This is a genomic window from Streptomyces sp. NPDC033229 (genome assembly GCF_055576875.1).
This window is the reverse complement of record NZ_JBVIQR010000190.1, coordinates 1-1,650: the sequence shown is the minus strand read 5'-3', so window position 1 is coordinate 1,650 and position 1,650 is coordinate 1. Positions and strand designations below refer to the sequence as shown.

The window sequence follows — 1,650 nt, the reverse complement described above, 5'->3', positions numbered from 1 at the left end:
GTTCAGCCAGACCGACGACATCGCGATCGACTCCATCGACACCACCCATGAGCCGGTGGTCAGCGGCCGTGTGCCGCGTGGAGGACCCGTTTGCGGAGCAGGTCGAAGCCGGCTCGGCCGAACATCTGCCGCTTGAGCATCTTGGTCTTGTTGTTGTGGCCCTCGACGGCGCCGGAGCTGTAGCTCGTGCTGAGTCCGGCGACGACGGCGTCGAGGTCTTGGGCGAGGCCGGTGGTGAAGGTGTGCAGGGTGGGCAGGTCGTCGGCCTGGATCTGGGTGATCCAGTGGTGGAGGTGGTGGCTGTTGCGGTTGTTCATCAGGTCGGCGAAGGCCCTGACGTGCTCGGCGGCCGGGTCGAGTTCGGGGCAGCGGGCGAGGATGTCCTTGAGCTGCTGGGCCTGGTCGGCGTCGAGGCTGTCGGGGTGGCGGGTGATCCAGCTGGTGACGTCCCGCACCGAGGGTGACTTGCGGGGTGCATTGTCGTGCGGGAATGCCTCGCGGAGGCGGCGGGCGTACTGGCGGACGATGGTGCTGCCGCCGGTGTAGCCGCGCTCGCGGAGCTCGGCGAAGAGCCGGGCGGCGTTCGTGCAGCCCTCGCTCCATCGCTGGTGGAGGTAGGGCTTGTGCGGGTCGAGGATGCTGATGCGGCCGGTCCACTGCCCGACCAGCAGCTCGTCAGGGCTGTCGGCGTGAGCGAGACGGCGGACGGTGTTACGAGCCAGGCCCAGCTCCCGGGCGACGGTGCGCAGCCCTTTGCCCTGGGCGAGCAGGCCGTGGACGGCCGCGTGCTGCCGGCGGACCCGCTCCGACAGCCGGCCAGTCCGCCGGGCCCCGGTCGGCGACGCCGACGGCGCGAGCTCTGTGAAGCGCGCGGGCATGACGGGACCGGCCGGAGTTCGGTCCGGCGGATTCCGCAGCAGTGCCCGGTGCTGGATGACCGTCTTTTCCACAGCTTCGGCCAGGTTCTTCCAGATATGCCACCGATCAGCCACATGCACAGCGTCCGGCGCCCCGAGCCGTCCGGCTTCGGCATAGGCAACGGACCGGTCGCGGCAGATCACCTCGACGCCGGGATGGTCGGTGAGCCACTGGGCGACCGTCGCCACGGACCGGCCGGGCAGCAGGTCGACGGGCCGGCGGGTCTCGATGTCGACCAGGATCGTGCCGTAGACGTGCCCCTTCCGCAGGGCGAACTCGTCGACCCCGAGCCCCCGCGGCGCGGCCGGCTCCGGGCCGGGCAGAGTGCGGACCAGCCGCAGCAGCCTCGACCGGCTCACCACCGACGACAGCGTCTTCACCAGCCGTGCACCGGCCCGCCCGGCCAGCATCAGCGCGACATACCGCAGAAACGACTGGAGGCAGGAGCTCCGGTGCCCGTAGCGGAACGTCAGCCCGTCGAGCTGCTCGGCGAACGTCACCCGCCCACAGGCGTGTTCGTGGCAGCGGAACCGCCGGACCTGTAACGCGATCACCACGGGGACGCCCGCCGACCGGCCTGTCCGCCAGCCGCCGGACGTACCGGCTGTGCACCCGGCCAGAGAGCATCCCGCAGCCCGGGCACGCGGCCTGGCGAGACCGAGCCCGGGCCCGTACGACCACCGGCTCGTGGGTGGTGTCGATGCAGTCGATCGCGATGTCGCGGTCTGGCTG

General features: G+C 71.2%; 1 protein-coding gene. It reads right to left on the bottom strand.

Translation table 11 applies throughout. The annotated features are described in order from the left end of the window. Positions 1-59 precede the first annotated feature (59 nt). Complete coding sequence (locus ACZ53N_RS37290; RefSeq protein ID WP_469145124.1) at positions 60-1,475, bottom strand: transposase; 1,416 nt, start codon at positions 1,473-1,475, stop codon at positions 60-62. Positions 1,476-1,650: the final 175 nt, after the last annotated feature.